17 protein-coding genes are annotated in these 15,995 nt (G+C 40.7%); 11 read left to right on the top strand and 6 right to left on the bottom strand.

Features of this window, described 5'->3' with window-relative positions; translation table 11 throughout:
• The first annotated feature begins 101 nt into the window (after positions 1-101).
• Positions 102-761 (top strand): metal-dependent transcriptional regulator, encoded by a 660-nt coding sequence (locus Q0L00_RS07900; protein ID WP_297336334.1) that lies wholly within the window; start codon positions 102-104, stop codon positions 759-761.
• Positions 762-821: 60 nt separating this feature from the next.
• Positions 822-1,808, top strand: coding sequence for a bestrophin family ion channel (locus tag Q0L00_RS07895; RefSeq protein WP_297336333.1), 987 nt, complete (start codon positions 822-824; stop codon positions 1,806-1,808).
• 55 nt (positions 1,809-1,863) lie between these two features.
• On the opposite strand, the gene Q0L00_RS07890 is transcribed toward Q0L00_RS07895, so the two are convergent.
• Complete coding sequence (locus Q0L00_RS07890; RefSeq protein WP_297336332.1) at positions 1,864-2,547, bottom strand: head GIN domain-containing protein; 684 nt, start codon at positions 2,545-2,547, stop codon at positions 1,864-1,866.
• 261 nt (positions 2,548-2,808) lie between these two features.
• On the opposite strand from Q0L00_RS07890, the gene Q0L00_RS07885 reads away from it, so the two are divergent.
• Positions 2,809-3,327, top strand: coding sequence for a hypothetical protein (locus Q0L00_RS07885; RefSeq protein ID WP_297336331.1), 519 nt, complete (start codon positions 2,809-2,811; stop codon positions 3,325-3,327).
• A gap of 31 nt (positions 3,328-3,358) precedes the next feature.
• On the opposite strand, the gene Q0L00_RS07880 is transcribed toward Q0L00_RS07885, so the two are convergent.
• Both Q0L00_RS07880 and Q0L00_RS07875 read right to left on the bottom strand, forming a co-directional pair.
• Entirely contained in the window at positions 3,359-5,527 is a 2,169-nt protein-coding gene (locus tag Q0L00_RS07880; RefSeq protein ID WP_297336330.1) for an acylase, read from the bottom strand.
• A 78-nt stretch (positions 5,528-5,605) separates the two neighbouring features.
• A complete protein-coding gene (locus Q0L00_RS07875; RefSeq protein ID WP_297336329.1) occupies positions 5,606-6,487 on the bottom strand; it encodes an aldo/keto reductase in 882 nt (293 codons plus the stop codon).
• Positions 6,488-6,628: 141 nt separating this feature from the next.
• Between Q0L00_RS07875 and pfkA the strand changes: the two genes are divergently transcribed.
• Complete coding sequence (pfkA, locus tag Q0L00_RS07870; protein ID WP_297336328.1) at positions 6,629-7,603, top strand: 6-phosphofructokinase; 975 nt, start codon at positions 6,629-6,631, stop codon at positions 7,601-7,603.
• Between the two features lie 4 nt (positions 7,604-7,607).
• Positions 7,608-7,943, top strand: a complete 336-nt coding sequence (locus tag Q0L00_RS07865) for a hypothetical protein (RefSeq protein WP_297336327.1) — start codon at positions 7,608-7,610, stop codon at positions 7,941-7,943.
• Here Q0L00_RS07865 and miaA read toward each other — a convergent pair.
• On the bottom strand, positions 7,931-8,839 hold the full coding sequence (gene miaA, locus Q0L00_RS07860) for a tRNA (adenosine(37)-N6)-dimethylallyltransferase MiaA (RefSeq protein WP_297336326.1): 909 nt from the start codon (positions 8,837-8,839) through the stop codon (positions 7,931-7,933). The genes Q0L00_RS07865 and miaA overlap by 13 nt on opposite strands.
• Positions 8,840-8,884: 45 nt before the next feature.
• Here miaA and Q0L00_RS07855 point away from each other — a divergent pair, with 45 nt between their 5' ends.
• From Q0L00_RS07855 to Q0L00_RS07835, 5 genes are read left to right on the top strand one after another with little or no spacing between them, the layout of a single operon-like run.
• A complete protein-coding gene (locus tag Q0L00_RS07855) occupies positions 8,885-9,640 on the top strand; it encodes a hybrid sensor histidine kinase/response regulator (RefSeq protein ID WP_297336325.1) in 756 nt (251 codons plus the stop codon).
• On the top strand, positions 9,637-10,017 hold the full coding sequence (locus Q0L00_RS07850; RefSeq protein WP_297336324.1) for a response regulator: 381 nt from the start codon (positions 9,637-9,639) through the stop codon (positions 10,015-10,017). Before Q0L00_RS07855 ends, Q0L00_RS07850 begins: the two co-directional genes overlap by 4 nt.
• A 4-nt stretch (positions 10,018-10,021) precedes the next feature.
• Complete coding sequence (locus Q0L00_RS07845; RefSeq protein ID WP_297336323.1) at positions 10,022-10,300, top strand: hypothetical protein; 279 nt, start codon at positions 10,022-10,024, stop codon at positions 10,298-10,300.
• Positions 10,297-11,061, top strand: coding sequence for an MBL fold metallo-hydrolase (locus tag Q0L00_RS07840; protein ID WP_297336322.1), 765 nt, complete (start codon positions 10,297-10,299; stop codon positions 11,059-11,061). The genes Q0L00_RS07845 and Q0L00_RS07840 overlap by 4 nt, the downstream gene beginning before the upstream one ends.
• The gene (locus Q0L00_RS07835; protein WP_297336321.1) at positions 11,061-12,653 is read left to right on the top strand and encodes an NFACT RNA binding domain-containing protein; all 1,593 of its coding nucleotides are present in this window, start codon (positions 11,061-11,063) and stop codon (positions 12,651-12,653) included. The genes Q0L00_RS07840 and Q0L00_RS07835 overlap by 1 nt, the downstream gene beginning before the upstream one ends.
• Before the next feature lie 316 nt (positions 12,654-12,969).
• Here the strand turns inward: Q0L00_RS07835 and Q0L00_RS07830 are convergent, their stop codons facing one another.
• Complete coding sequence (locus Q0L00_RS07830) at positions 12,970-13,206, bottom strand: IS3 family transposase (protein WP_297336388.1); 237 nt, start codon at positions 13,204-13,206, stop codon at positions 12,970-12,972.
• Positions 13,207-13,237: 31 nt separating this feature from the next.
• Between Q0L00_RS07830 and Q0L00_RS19685 the strand changes: the two genes are divergently transcribed.
• On the top strand, positions 13,238-13,459 hold the full coding sequence (locus Q0L00_RS19685; RefSeq protein WP_363318527.1) for a transposase: 222 nt from the start codon (positions 13,238-13,240) through the stop codon (positions 13,457-13,459).
• Positions 13,460-13,567: 108 nt separating this feature from the next.
• Here Q0L00_RS19685 and Q0L00_RS07825 read toward each other — a convergent pair whose 3' ends face one another.
• Positions 13,568-15,883 carry a fasciclin domain-containing protein gene (locus Q0L00_RS07825; protein WP_297336320.1) on the bottom strand — a complete coding sequence of 772 codons (2,316 nt, stop codon included), beginning with the start codon at positions 15,881-15,883 and terminating at the stop codon, positions 13,568-13,570.
• Positions 15,884-15,995: the final 112 nt, after the last annotated feature.

Here is a 15,995-nt window from a genome sequence, read left to right as displayed (position 1 = left end):
TAAATAAATTAATTACATAAACAAAAGTATAAAGTTAGATCACTCTAACAAATAATATTTACAAAAATAATTTCGATATTAGACCTTTCAATCACAAATCCATGGCATCTAGTACAGAAGAAAACTACCTCAAAATCCTTTTTAACCTCACCCACGAAAAAGGTGAAGTCAATATCTCCGAACTTTCAACCCAACTGGGTGTGAGCATGCCCACGGTGAATAGCATGATCAAAAACCTTCAAAAAAATGAACTAGTCCATTATGAAAAGTATAAACCGGTGACCTTAACCGAAAAGGGAAAAAAAACTGCAGCCCTAATCGTCCGAAAGCACCGGTTAACCGAAATGTTTTTGGTCAATAAAATGGGTTTCGGCTGGGAAGAAGTGCATCAAATCGCAGAGCAGGTAGAACATATCCACGCACCCAAGTTTTTTGAACGTATGGATGAGATGCTGGGCTTTCCTACCGTAGATCCTCACGGTTCTCCAATTCCTGATAAACAGGGCCGAATGCAAGAATTACATTATAAAAATTTATCTCAGGTAAAAGCAGGCAATCAGGTGATATTGGTTGCTTTAGCAGATTCTTCCAGCGACTTTTTGGAATTTTTGAACAGTCGCAAATTAAAACTAGGAATGGAGCTAAACATCATTTCCAAAGAAAGCTATGACCAAAGTATGCTCGTAAGCTATCCAAATCGGGAGTCAGAAACACTCAGCGAGAAGGTCTGCGAAAAACTTCTGGTTCGATTGGTGGAATAAGGTTTAAACCGGATTTTTTCTGATATTGAAGGCAATTGCCTAATTCAAATTGATGTTATCATGTATGTTAAACGACACTATTCCTTATGGATGACCGTACGTTGGTCTCGAAAATCACTGATCTACGGTTTTCTTTATTCGGCCATTGTCGTTCTTACCTATGAATTTTCGGGAATTCCTTTTTCCCTGCCTTGGCAACCCCTATCCGTTATTGGTATTGCTGTTGCCTTTTTTTTGGGATTCAAAAACAATTCTTCTTACGATCGGGCCTGGGAGGCACGAAAAATATGGGGAGCAGTCATCAATGAAAGCCGGACTTTTGCTTCCGCTATTTTATCCATTCCAGACCAAAGAATAAGTAAAGAGAGGAAACAGTCCCTCATTCACCGGCATTTAGCATGGGTTTTAGCTTTAAAACATGCGATGCGGAAAGGCAAGTCCTGGGAACATAATGGCCCGGTCGAAAAATTGATTTTTACGCCATATTTTCAAAAAGAATGTGAGGGGGGCCTAGCCCCGGAAGTTCAGCGCTACCTCAATCCAACCGAACTTGACCAACTTTGGAAATACACAAATTTGCCCACTCAACTCTTAAAAAATCAATCAAAGGAGCTGGAAAAAATCCATTTGGAAGGAATGCTTTCAGATTTTAAACATGTGTATTTGCACCAATTGGTCGGGAAACTTTATGAGCTACAGGGAAAAACAGAACGGATAAAAAACTTTCCTTTTCCAAGGCAATACGCCTCCACTGGACTCTGGATCACTTATATTTTCTGCATGCTAATCCCATTTGGTTTGCTGGATATTTTTGGAAAGACTTCCGATCTGCACTATTGGCTTACGGTACCTTTTTCGGCAATTATAATTTGGGTGTTCTTATTGGTGGATCGAATTGGGGATTATTCTGAAAACCCCTTTGAGGCAGCCTATAACGACGTACCGATTTCTTCCATTTCCAGAGCAATTGAAATTGACCTTTTGGAAATGCTCGAAGAGAAAGACATCCCTCCTCCCTATCCGGTTGAAAATGGATTTTTGCTTTAAAAAAACCCGAGTCCATCAGATGGCTCGGGTTTGTATTTTAGTGAAGAAATGATTGTTAATCTTTGATCAGCTTAGATGAACCACTCATTGAAACAGCCTGGGTAGCAGGATTTCCTCGGAAGATTACATCCCCCGAACCTGAAGAAGAAACCTTTAAACTTTCTTGGGCAGTGATGTAAGAATCACCAGAGCCGCTTTTTGAAATTGAAACCATTTTAGCTTCTAGCTCAATTCCTTCAAAATCTCCGGATCCAGACTGGGAAATTTTCAATTCATCCACTTTTCCACCGTCCAAGACAATATCACCAGAGCCACTGATGGCAGCACTGAGTTTATAGGCAAATACGTTTTTGAGGCGAATTAAACCCGAACCAGATACTCCCAAGCTCAATTGGTCGGATTTGATGTCATCATCAAGAAAAATCGCACCTGAACCTGAACTGCCCAGACCTTCCAGGTTTCGGACAGTTACGAAAAACTTCAAGTCCACATTTCGATAATTTCCCCGCTCTAACTTTAATTTCAAGGTTTCTCCATCGACCTCAGTCAAGACTTTATCCAATTCGATATTTCCCGATTCAATGCGAACTTCTTCCTTATTTCCCAATTCGACATATACTTCCCAGCTTCCACCGGATTCAATTTTAGTGAAGCCAGGCAGAGTTCTAGTTTCTGTCCCCTGCGCTTGAGCGGTAAAACCCATAAAGAAGAGCATGAGAATTAGGGCAGTAGTTTTCATATTAATCATAACATTATTTTTTTTCTAGCCTTAATTCACAGAGTGTGCCAATCCTAAAAACCCATCCCAAAACCAGATTTAAAGCGATTTTTCAAAATAAATTACCAAATAACGAACAGGTTTTGTTCGCTAGTGAACAAAACTATCTTGAAATCTAACGGCCAATTCTTGAAAAGAAGTCAACAACCCAAAGAAAATTCTAACTTTTTCAGTAATTTACACTTACTATTTACCTGAATTTCAATTATTTAATCTGATAAAATGAATGCTCAAATCCAAAATGTTGCCTACGAACTAGCGGGACTTATTTATGGGATTTCACTAGATGGTCACGTCAATAAAAATGAATTTGACCGATTAAAAATCTGGTGCGAAACTCATGAGCCCCTGTGTGAATTGGAAGAGTTCAAAGAACTGCACCAACAGGTCCAGCCCATCATTCAATCGGGTATTGTAACTAATGAAGAAATCGAAGACCTTACAGATATCTTGAATGATTTCTTAAAAAAAACCGGAGATCATGACCAGAACAAACTTAATCTTTATTTCCTTCATGGACTTTTTGAAGGAATCCTAGCCAGTGGAGAAGTTAATACCTACGAGGTTTTTAAACTCAACCAATGGATGCAAAAAAATGAACATCTTGCCGATCAAAAACCCTTTGATGAACTCCACCAAATGATCAGTCAGGTACTCAAAAATCACCGAATCAGTAGTGAGGATGGTGTAAAGTTAAAATTCTTCATCTCCGACCTTATGAAAAAAATCAAAGCGGGCTAACCTGTCGTTTTTCCGCTTTGACTTCTGCCTGTTATCTTTTCCCTGGATGATACCTTTCCTTGGCTCGCTGCTCAACCTCTTCGGGGTAAAATGCGACTTCTTTGAAATTCCCGTCGGCATAGCGCTGAGCCTGATCTAAGAAATGCGGAGAATTGGGATCGGAATTTTGGCCACCTGCCAAAATACTTTTAGCTCTGACCCGTTTTCCAAACTCAACCACAGCCACAAAGCTATTGCCCGAGCTCCCATAAAGCCTTTTTGTTCCTTCCTTAGCTGAAGCACCAAATGAGGCCAACGCTCCCCAGCGTCCGGAGGCCATTCCAACAGGGATGTAAGGTTGATCATCATCATAATGCAAATCCATATCACCGGATAGTCTCTGGAATCGGTTAATTTCACCCCAAGGCGTTTTCCAGGTACCCAAATCCTCCTCCATCTGAAGGAGCGTTTCTTCCAATAGGGTTACCATCTTTTTTTGAACTTGGGGATCGGAGTGAGTCTCCAACTTTTCGTTTTCGGTCAATTGATTTAAATCCCGGAATTCCCGTTGATAATTAGTAGCATAAAAATGCGCCACACTCATCGCAATGGACTCTTTTCCAGTACGAAAATCCCAATTACTGAGGAGTTCGATAGCTTGTTGAGCCTCCGCGTTCCCTTCTTGCTTTTGATGGGCCCTGATCAAGGCGGGAATCAAGCGTGCAAAAGCCGGAATAAAGGGATCATAGGCTAACTCCCGAAAGGATTCCAAGGTCAAATTCGATGCATTTTCCAATAAACTGACCGCATGAATCCCTCTGAAATTTTCTTGATCTGGAGCCATGTAAACTGGATAGTCTTCCCTTTTTGGGCTATACTGACCCGCTGCGGTGAAAGGGGTGGAATTACAGTTTTGGATCCATCCGCTTTCTGGATTGAGTAGGGTAATGCTCTCCTCCACTGGATGTAAGCCCTGCCAATCTGTACTGGGGTTGGATCCATCTACAGGGCGCGAAAAATCAAAAGCTGGATCTCGTTTTGGGATAAAGTTGCCATGAAAATAGGCAATATTCCCATCCGAATCGGCAAAAACCGTATTGTTGGAAGAATTAGTCCGCATATTCATCATTTCTCTAAACGCTGAATAATTCGAAAGCTTGGTTCGTGTATAGCTTTGAATCAAAGCATTCACGGGTTCCCAATTGATTTTGGTTGCCACCCACTTATCTTCGATTTTGTGTGTAATCGGTCCGTGATGAGTTCGGTAAAAAGTAAACTCTCTGGACCGTAAACTATCTCCTTGCAGGTAATCCAAACTGACTACTACACTGTCGACTGGGCGGATCTGGTCTCCATAGCGATACTGAAGTTTGCCATCTTCATTTACAATTTCCTCTTCAAATTCATCGATAAAATCAACAAAGGTCGAAGTATGAATCCATCCAGTTTTCTCATTAAATCCTTGATAAACAAAAAACTGACCCCAAGTCACTGCCCCATAAGCATTCAAACCCTCCTGGCTAACCACATGCACTTCCGGTCTGAAATAAAAGGAAGTGTGTGGGTTAATCAACAACATGGCATTTCCAGATTTAGTTAATTTTCCAGACACCGCAATGCCATTGGAACCTTTAGGCTCTTGGTAAGGGTCAGGATGATTAAGGCCATCTCCATACTCGCTCAAAGCAAGTGCTTCTTGATTTTCATAAAAAGCCTGAATTCTCTTGGTGGAAATTCGCTCAATATCACCTCCAATTGACCCCTCAAAAAAATATAAGGGAAACCAAGGCTCATAGCGGGTAATTACCTGCGGTTTGACTTCAGGGTGGGTATATAAATAATAATTTATTCCATCTGCAAAAGCCTGGCAAAGTTCTTTTAGCCAATCCGGTGCTGACTCATAGGCTTGCTTAGCTTCCTCTTCTGTCATAAACAATTGAGCTCTCAAATCGGAGTAAATGGCCTCCTCTCCTTCCAATTCAGCCAATCTTCCGATCGCCCATATATAGTTTCGCTCTACTCGTCTAAAATCATCTTCACATTGGGCATAAAGCAAGCCAAATACTGCATCAGCATCTGTTTTACCGTAAATATGGGGCACCCCGAAGTCATCTCTTATGATTTCTACTTGACTTGCCTGCTCTTCCCAAGCTTGGAACTCTGTTTGTTGACAGGCGGAAGTCAATAGACCCCATGCCATTAGCAAAAGTGCGAATCTCATTTTTCTCATTGGGTTAATTTCTTTTGGGTGATTGAATAGAAAAATACTTGTTTATCTCTGAGGAGATCAAAAGATTATTCAACGATGGGAATGATAGTGATTAGTGGGGAATTTTCTCCTTAAACCTTGGATCAAATCCTCCCCTACCTCTTTACTTTCGTTCCATCCTTTACCGATTCTTTTCACCTGTTCTTGGGAACTTGCACCAATCACCAAAGATGCGACAGCAGGTTGGGATAATCCAAAAGCAATTAATACGGCCTCGGGTCTTAATCCAATATCCTGAATCGCCTTTTGAAAATCAGCGACTTGATGTGTACTATACCCCAAATATTCTGAAACTGATTTATCAATCAAAAAGCCTTTGGCAAAAGCTCCACGAACAAGAACGCGTGTTTCAGACTGCTCCAATGCCGGAAATACCACTTCTTCAGGTCTTCTGTCCATCGGACTATATTGCATCATTATTGTATCAGGAACAGACATTGCCGTAACCTTTCGGATGACATTGGGACGAATGGAAGAAATTCCAAAAGCCCGAATTTTCCCCTGACTTTTCAAAAGCTCAAATGCCTCTAAGGTCTCCTCCCAGGGATCATCAATCGTGCCGCCGTGAAGTTGGTATAAATCAATGTAGTCGGTTTTCAGCCTGGTCAAACTTTCTTCCACGGCTTTGAGAATATATTCTTTTTTCGGATTCCAATCCCAGCCACTACCATCTTGTCTCCATACGTTTCCCACTTTTGTAGCCAAAATCAAATCATTTCGGGTCGATTTCAACACCTCTCCCAATACGGATTCATTTTGTCCTTTTTGATATAAATCAGCGGTGTCAAAAAAGGTAATCCCCTCATCCAAAGCGGACTTTATAATTCGTTCCGCTTTGGATTTTTCCGTTGGAAGTGACATACAGCCTAAGCCAATTCGGGAAACCTTAAACCCAGCATTTGTTAACTCCATGATATTCATTTGATCCTCAATAGCTTAAAATTCAAATTTAAAATTAATTATAGGGCACATAAATTTTACAGTTAATTCAACCAAGAAACTACGGCATTCCTTGTTTAATCCCTATTTTTGGGTGCTTAAAAACCTAGAGATATGAAAAAAATTGCTGTTTTTACCTCCGGTGGTGATAGTCCAGGAATGAATGCTTGCGTTCGGGCAGTTGTCCGAACAGCAATTTTTAAAGGACTGGAAGTGTATGGCATCTACCGAGGCTATGAAGGAATGATTGATGGAGAAATCAAGCGAATGCATTCTTATTCTGTCAGTAATATTGTTCAGCGCGGAGGAACCATATTAAAATCGGCTCGTTCAGAAAAATTCAAAACCCCAGAAGGAAGAAAAAAAGCCTATGAAAATTTAACTTCAATGGGAATTGAAGGTCTGATTGCCATAGGTGGAGACGGAACTTTCACTGGAGCTAAAATTTTCAATGAAGAATTTGGAATACCTGTTGTCGGCTGTCCGGGAACTATTGATAACGATATTTACGGGACCGATTACACGATTGGTTTCGACACCGCAGTCAATACCGCCCTAGAAGCGATCGATAAAATTCGAGATACTGCAGCAGCTCATGACCGAATCTTTTTTATCGAAGTCATGGGAAGGGATGCAGGATTTTTGGCAGTAGAATCAGGAATTGGCGGAGGGGCTGAATTTGTGATGGTTCCTGAGACCGCAACCGATCTAGACGCCGTAGTCAAATCCCTCAAAAACCTCCGAAAATCCAAATCATCCAGTATCATCGTGGTGGCAGAAGGAGACGACGAAGGAAATGCCGAAGTCATCATGTCTAAGGTAAAATCAAAAATAAAAGACGAGTCCAAAGAATTTAAAGTCACCACCCTAGGTCATATTCAACGAGGAGGAAACCCTACTGCCCGGGATCGTGTTTTAGCAAGTAGATGTGGTATGGCAGCAGTAGAAGGCTTGCTTATTGGTCAAACAGCCTGCATGGCAGGGATAATGAATCAAGCCGTCGTTTACACGCCCTTTACAGATTGCATCGGCAAAACCAAACCGTTGATCGAAGATCATCTCAAACTTATTGACATTTTAAGTATCTAATCACATGGGCTTTATCCCTTTATTTCTCACAGTAGGAGGCGCTTGTCTCCTATTTTTTCTTACGGTAAAAAACTCACTGCAAAAAAGGCAGAATTTACAGCGGGAACTCATCGCAAATTTGAGTTTGGCCATTCCCAAACTTGGATTAGTTGCTGGGGAAATCACAGATCCGGAGCTTATTTTGGAAAAAATCCAAGCTGTAGAACTGAAAAAAAACCAAAAAGAGGCGTCTTTGAAAGTAATCCGTGAGCTTCAAATCAATCGGCTGCAATACAATCAATTGATTGCCAAAGCGCCTTACAATTGGGTAGCTAAATTAGCAGGATTTCAAAAAATTTGACTGGAGATAAACTCCTCAATTTTGGCCTGTTCACTGGGAACAAACCAATGAACCTCAGGGTCTTTTCTAAACCAAGTTAATTGGCGTTTTGCATAACGCCTTGAGTTTCGCTTCAATAAACGAACGGCCTCATCCCAAGGATATTTTCCTTCTAGAAATCCAAAGATTTCTTGATATCCCACCGTCTGCAGCGCATTAAGATGTCTCAAGGAAAACAGCCTTTGAGCTTCTTCTAGGAGCCCTTGTTGAAGCATTTCATCCATTCGCTGATCAATGCGTTCATAAAGTTCTTCTCTGTCTCGAAAAAGTCCAATCTTGATGATTTGAAAAGGCCGGGTCGCCTTGACTTTCTTTCGGAAACTCGAAAATGGTTTTCCAGTTGCTCTAACGACCTCTATTCCTCGCATCAGTCGCTGGGGATTTTTCTGATCCACCTGAGCGAAATAATCAGGGTCGATTCGGGCCAATTCCTCTTGCAAAAACTTCAATCCTCTTTGATCAAAATCTCGGATTACCTCCTCCCTGAATTTTTTGGGGATCTCCGGCATTTCATCCAGACCATGAGAAATCGCATCGGCAAATAACCCCGATCCACCCGTCATAATCACGATTTTCTTTTGAACAAAAAGCTGATTTAAAACATTTAATGCCTCTTTTTCATACTTTCTAACATCATAATCCTCTTTAATGGAAAGCGAGTTAATAAAATGGTGAGGGACCTGTTTTAAAATTTCAGCGCTGGGTTTGGCCGTACCAATTTCCATCTCACGATAAAATTGCCGACTATCACAGGATAAAATTTCGGTATCAAATTTTTTGGCTAGATTTAGGCATAAATCAGTCTTTCCCACCCCTGTGGGACCTATTACTAAAATCAGAAATGAAGTCTGTTTCAAGAGATGAAGATTTTGATCCTAAATTCAAAAGTCCAAAGTTAAGCTATGAAAACCAAAAGAGTCTTGATCGTAGAAGACAATGATCTGAATCGAAAACTCTTTGAGAATTTGGTTGGTCAACTATGGAGCTTTGAAAGTGTCATCAATGGCCGGATGGCAGTGAACAAAGCAAAAGAAATCCATTATGATTTGATTTTGATGGATATTCAGATGCCTGAACTTGATGGGATTTCCGCCATGAAAGAAATACGGATACTCAATGGCCAAGCCCCACAAATAGTAGCCATTAGCGCTTATGCAGATGAAGGTGACCGGGAATCCTTTTTGCAGCAGGGTTTTGATGAGTTTATCACCAAACCTATCCGACCACGTGAATTTCTACAGGTATTGGAACGATTGATCTCTGGTGATTCGCTCGAACAAAACAGCAAAACCTATCCAGAAGATAATTTAGACAAAATACTGGATATCAATATTGTCAATCAACTGATGAAGTACAATAGCCCCAAAATAATCAAATCTGTTTTTGGCGATTTTGTATCAGAATGCGAAACTTTGATCCTCCAGGCCAAAGGTCAAGTAAAAAGTGGAGATCTCGACGAATTTTCCAATTCCATTCATATTATCAAAGGGAATTCCGGTACTTTGGGTGCAAATCGAATCTTTTCCCAAGCACAGGAAATAGAAAAGCTCAGCAAAGAAAAAATCGTTGATTTATTGCCAAAAAAAATAGAGAATCTTGAAAATGAAATTCAGATTTTTAAAGATTATATAAAGGAAGAAATTAATTTTATACCATGAGTGAACCTAAAAAAATTTTGGTGGGTGAAGATTCTTCAGTCATCATCAATTTAACTAAAAATGTCCTTGCATTTGAAAATTACAAAATGACCGCGGCAAGGAACGGAAAGCAAGTCCTGGAACTCATGGAAAAGGAAGACTTTGATTTGATTCTAATGGATATCAACATGCCAGTTTTGGATGGAATCGAGTGTACCAAAACCATCAGGGCTATGAAAGATGAACGAAAATCCAAGATTCCAATTATTGCCATTTCGGGTAATATCCATAACTACACTGTCGATGAGTTCAGAAAAGCTGGATTTGACGAATTCATTCAAAAACCCCTCGACTTTGACAAAGTCCTGTCCACAGTCAAAAAGCACTTGAGTTTGTAATCCTATGGCCATCCGATTTACCAAACATTTTTTGGATAAACTCGAAAACCTGTTCGCTGCTTCAGACTATATTTTGCGCTATGAAAAAGGGAATTTTAAATCTGGCTATTGTGTTTTAAAGGAAACCAAAATTGTTATAGTAAATAAGTATTTTCCTTTAGAAGGAAAAATAAACGCATTGATCGATATTTTGAGCGAGCTTCAATTTAATCCTCAGGATTTTGATAAAAAATCCGATCAAGAGTTTTTAAAAGAACTGAAACAAACACAACTTAAATTTTGAAAATCACGTTCCTCGGTACAGGCACTTCTCAAGGCGTTCCGGTAATCGGCTGTGATTGTGAAGTTTGTAAATCACTGGATTTCAGGAATAAAAGACTTCGAACTTCAATTTATATTCAGGTCGGAGAACTTCATGTGGTCATAGATACCGGTCCAGATTTCAGGGCTCAGATGTTACAGAATTCCATCAAAAAGCTCGATGCAGTCCTCTTCACCCATGAGCATAAAGACCACACTGCAGGACTGGATGATATCCGCCCTTTTAATTTCATGCAGAAAAAGGATATGCCAGTTTTTGGAAGAAACCAAGTGCTCGAGCAAATCAAACGAGAATTTTCTTACATTTTCGCCAGCCAAAAATATCCCGGTGTTCCTCAAGTTGAACCTGTAGAAATCGAGGAGAAACCCTTCACGATCCAAGGTGTGCAATTCACCCCCCTTCCCGTTTTACATTACAAGCTTCCGGTTTTGGGCTTCCGAATTGGAGATTTCAGTTATATCACTGATGCCAATTACATTCCAGAGGAGACGATTGAGTTGATAAGGGGATCGGAAATCGTAGTGCTAAATGCCCTTCAAAAAACCGCTCACATTTCTCACTTTACTTTGGATGAGGCGGTGGACATGGCCCAAACATTGGGTGCAAAAAAAACCTATTTCACTCATATTTCTCATAAATTGGGAAGACATGAAGAAGTAGAAGAGAGTCTTCCTGAAGGTATTTTTTTAGCCTATGATGGGCTTAAATTAGATTTACCTTAATGCATCTCAATTATCATTTTCTGACTTACCTGTGCCCCAGATTAACTGATTTACTTTCCGGGTTTTCAGTTACCTCTTGTTTTTCACAAAACAAGGATGAGCTTATCATTGGCTTGGAAAATCCAAACGAAAGCCGATTTTTTCGAGCCCATCTTTTGGCGCCTCAAGTTTATTACAGTTTTCCGAAAAAATTTCAACGTGCCAAAAAAAACAGCGTTGATTTATTTCCAGAGCTCATCGGTCAAGAAATTAACAGGGTTCAAGAGCTAAGTTTTGAACGAGCATTTCTCATCTACTTTAATTCTGGAGATCAATTACTTGTCAAACTTCACGGAAATCGTAGTAATGTAGTCTTTTTTCAAAAAGGAAATTCCACTCCGCTTTATGTATTTAGAAATGAGCTTCAGGAAGATAAAAAGCTGGATTGGAAAGAGCTTGAAAAGAGGCTAGACTTGAGTAAGAACCGATTTTTTGAACTGAAAGGAAATGCCTCCCAATTTCTTCCAACTTTAGGTAAAATTCCACGCGAATGGCTTAAGGAAAGAGGATACATCCCAGCAGATCTTGATAAAAAATGGCAACTTATGCAAGAAGTCCTGGATATGTTGGACACACCGCTCTATGCTATAGCACAGCGAGATTCGGAGGTTTACCTTACCCTGTTACCTGATTCGCAAGTGATCATGACTTTTGCTGACCCCGTGGAAGCACTCAATGAATTATTTCACAAGGCTTTGGTCATTGGTAATTTTGAGAAAGAGAAAAAGGAGTTAATCAAAAGCTACGAAGACCAGATCAAAAGAACCAAAAACTACCTGGAAAAGTCATCCTTAAAACGGGTAGAATTGATTCAAAGCCCTCCTCCCGCTCAGGTTGCTGACGTGATCATGGCCAATTTACACGAATTCCAAAAAGGGCAAAACGAAACCAAACTATTCAATTTTTACAGTAACCAAACCATTTCAATAAGCTTAAAACCCAACCAAAAACCCCAGGAATTTGCCGCTCACCTGTATCGAAAAAGTAAAAATCGAAAATTAGAAATCCAGCAGTTGGAACATACCATCTCTGCAAAAAAGCACCAGTTGGGGGAATTGGAAGCTATCCTTTTTGAACTGCAAGAATTAAGGGGGTTTAGGGATTTAAAAAATTTCAAAAAAGAACACAAATCTGAAAAAGAATTTCAAAAAAAGCCTGAGGGATTACCGTTTAGACAATTTGAGGTCGATGGATTTTTAGTTTGGGTTGGCAAGTCAGCTAAAGATAATGATGAGATGCTCCGTAATTTTACTCATAAAGATGACCTTTGGCTTCATGCCAGGCAGGTAGCAGGTTCACATGTAATCATCCGTAAAAAAGGAAATCAAATAATCCCCGATCCGGTGTTGGAACGGGCAGGTTCTTTGGCCGCCTATTATTCTAAATTTAAAACTGAAAGGCTGGCTCCGGTGATTTATACCGAAGTCAAATACGTTCGAAAAGTCAAAGGCAATGCCCCAGGCGCAGTTATCGTAGATCGGGAATCGGTGCTAATGGTACCTCCTCTAGGTCCTGATCAAAGCATTAGCATTTCTGGATCAAGTTCTTCATAGCTAAAAAAGGATTTAAAAATCACAGCTGGATTTAGTTGAGCCAAAATCAGATAACTGTTTTTTATTCATAACTTTTTCTTATTCCATTTCGCAATGCAGATGTTACCTCGAATTTTAAGGTAACTGTTATTGCTTTTAGTTAAAACTCCTCCTAGGGATTTGCAGGCAAAAGCTGGATTTGCTACAAAAAGATGGCCCCTATTTTAAGGTCAGTTGTGAATTGATTTGATTTATTTCCGCCTGCCGCGGGGCTACTCAAATTACCTGGTGGATTTTGAAAGAAAAATCCCCCAGATCATTTCGAGTTTGACTGCTGTTATGCCGCAATTTTTGATTTTGTTTTTCCGAATTGTTCAGGGGTAAGGGATTTCAAGAAGGAGTGCTTTCTTATTTTATTGTACCAGATTTCTATGAATTCGAAGATTTCTACTCGTATATGATCGATCGTTAGTTCAGGTAAATGATAAATCAATTCTGATTTGATGATTTTGAAAAAACTTTCCGCCACAGCATTGTCCCAACAATTTTCTCTTCTACTCATACTTTGGCGGATTTGATAAGCTTAAAGTAGTGATTTAGCCCCTATTCACTTCCTTATTCATTCTATGCCACCTCGTTCAATTACTTCTTGTGTCGGTAAGTTAAAACAAGAATCTACCGATCACATTTGGCGTTCATCTCACAGGTCGTTCTTGGTTAAACATTTTTGGAAAGAACGTACTTTTTGGTCAGATGGGTGTTTCGTTTGCTCTATTGGCGAGGCTTCACCAGATACTATTGGCCAGCATATCCTCACTCAAGGTTAGTCGCTTACATCCCACAGCCTCCAGACCTGTGGGTTTTATGCGCTATTATAAAATAGGGAGAGATACAATCCCTCCCTAATTTTTTTGAGAAAATATTAACCCACTACTTTATAAGGTGGGTAGTAATACTCCATCAATCACGTGAACAACGCCGTTTGCAATGGCCACATCAGCAGTAACCACATTATATGTATTTCCTTCTGCGTCAGTCACAGTCACCGAATTACCTGTTTTGGTCACCGTTAAATTCTCACCTGCCAATGTAGGTACTTCTTGCTCACCTTCTTGAAGATCAGCAGCAAAAGCAACAGTGGTAACTACATGGAAACTTAACACTTCCTGTAATCCATCAATTCCAACTAGGTCAATAAGTTCATCCAATGATCCTATTTCAAACTCATTAAGCAAATCAGTAAAAGCCTGATTACTTGGGGCAAATACGGTAATATTTTCAGCATCCAACAAAGCCTGTCCAAGATTTGCTTCAGTGACCGCTTCCAACAGGACCGTAAGTCCAGCAGAGGTCGCCGCCTCAACAAGATTTGGAAGTTCACTTTCAGCTTCTGAAGGAAGAAGAACCCCATCAATTACATGAACGACGCCGTTTTGGATGGCCACATCAGCGGCAACCACCTCAAAAGTATTTCCTCTAGCATCAGTTACAGTAACTGATCCGCCTGACCGGGTAACAGTCAATTCCTCACCCGCTAAGGTAGGTACTGTCTGCTCGCCATCCGCAAGGTCAAATGAGAAAGCAGTTGCAGGTACGACGTGGAATCCAAGAATTCGGACCACTTCATCAGCACCTACTGCATCAATTAATTGCTCAAGTGAATTTAAATTCAAAGCTGAAAGCAAATTTAAAAATGCCTGATTTGTCGGCGCGAAAACGGTGATTTCCTCAGCATCTAAGAGTGTTTGGCCAAGACCGGCGGCGGTAACTGCATCAAGCAAAACAGACAAATTGGCTGCAGTCGCAGCTTCAACCACATTAGGAAGCGTAAAATCAGGAAGTAAAACCCCATCAATTACATGTACAACGCCATTTTCAATCGCTACATCCGCAGAAACCACATTCGAGGTATTCCCCAAAGCATCGGTTACCGTCACCCCACTTTCTCCCGCTTCTACAATTATTTCCTGCCCTGCAAGTGTGGTAAACGTATTGGTTGCTTGCAGGTCAGAAGAGAAGGCTACAGCTGGTACCACATGAAAACCAAGTACGGTCTGAAGATTCTCTACTCCTCCGATACGAGCTACCAATTGATTCAGATTTTCAGCATTAAACGCTTCCAATGCGGCACCAAATGCATCATTGGTCGGTGCAAAAACAGTAATAGCATCAGCATTCAACAATGCATCACCCAAATCCGCAGCAGTTACTGCATCAATCAACGTAGTCAGTCCAGCTCCAGTGGCCGCTTCAACTACATTAGGAAGCATCAAGTCTGGTAACATCACCCCATCAATGACATGAACTACACCATTGGCAATCTCCACATCAGCTGCAACTACTCGGGCAGTTCTCCCTAACTGATCAGTGACAGTTACTTCACCACCTGCGACTTCAACGAGAATATCCTGGCCAGCCAGGGTGGTAAAGGTGTTGCTTGCTTCCAAATCTGAGGAAAACGCCACAGCTGGAACTACATGGAATCCTAACACTCGTTCCAGATTTTCAACACCACCTATTTTCAACACCAATTCATCCAAATCGGCTGCTCCAAAAACTTCCAATGCAGCAGCAAATGCTTCGTTTGTAGGAGCAAAAACTGTTATGGCTCCAGCTGCCAAAAGATTATCGGCCAAACCGTCGACTGCTGTCACCGCAGTAAGTAGGGTCGTCAACCCCGTTTCCGTGGCTGCTTCCACCAAATTGGGACTTGGAAGCTCGATTGAAGGAATTAAAACCCGATCAATCACGTGTACCACACCGTTTTCAATTTCTACATCTGCCTGGACAACAGTTGCCGAAGCACCTGTTGCATCAATAACAGTTACCACGCCAGGAGCCCGATTGACCGTTAATTGCTGACCTGAAATAGTGGTCACAACATTGGTATCGTCAAGCTGTTCAGAAAAAATCACCGCAGGGACGACATGAAAACCCAATACGGTTTCCAAATTCATCGGTCCTCCGATATTTTCCACCAACTCATCCAAATCACTTGCATCAAAAGCTGTCAATGCATTTGCAAAAGCTTCATTGGTGGGGGCAAAGACAGTAATTGCATTCTGATCCTGAAGTGTAGCTTCCAAGCCTGGAATTGAACGTACAGCTGTAACTAAGGTAGTCAAGCCAGCATCTTCGGCCGCCTCCATCAAAGTGGGATAAGGAATCGGTCCTTGGTAATCCTCGTTTTCGCAAGAAAACAAAGAGACAAAAAAGGTACCGATCAACAGGTACTTGAAAATTTTAGTCATAGATTTTTTGGTTAGTTTGATTTCTTAACTACCAAACGATTAAAATTGATTTGAAAAATTTGATGAAATGTTGAAAATCAGTGCTGAACAGTCGTAAAAGACAGCTGAAATG

This window comes from Algoriphagus sp. (genome assembly GCF_024305035.1).
In the GTDB taxonomy this organism is placed as follows: domain Bacteria; phylum Bacteroidota; class Bacteroidia; order Cytophagales; family Cyclobacteriaceae; genus Algoriphagus.
This window is presented reverse-complemented; position numbering and strand designations above follow the sequence as displayed.